The sequence below is a fragment of the Streptomyces fildesensis genome (assembly GCF_016107395.1).
GTDB lineage: Bacteria > Actinomycetota > Actinomycetes > Streptomycetales > Streptomycetaceae > Actinacidiphila > Actinacidiphila fildesensis.
The window spans coordinates 1-216 of the sequence record NZ_JAAIKO010000433.1; the positions used below are offsets into that span (position 1 = coordinate 1).

A 216-nucleotide genomic window follows, 5' to 3' on the forward strand; every position below is an offset into this window, starting at 1 on the left:
TTATCCGAAAGCTTAGAAAATGGCATTAGAAATTGAAGCTCGAGACGTGATCAAAATTGTTCTTCAATTCTGCAAAGAGCACTCGCTGCATCAAACATTCCAGACGCTGCAGGACGAATGCCAAGTGTCGCTGAATACGGTAGATAGTATCGAGACGTTTGCTGCTGATGTTAATGCCGGAAGGTGGGAGACTATACTTCCTCAAGTGGCCCAGCT

1 protein-coding gene is annotated in these 216 nt (G+C 45.4%); it reads left to right on the plus strand.

Annotated elements, in window-relative coordinates; genetic code table 11:
- Nucleotides 1–19: 19 nt before the first annotated feature.
- A partial coding sequence (locus C6N31_RS47590; RefSeq protein WP_198359791.1) for a hypothetical protein occupies nt 20–216 on the plus strand: 197 nt, incomplete at its 3' end.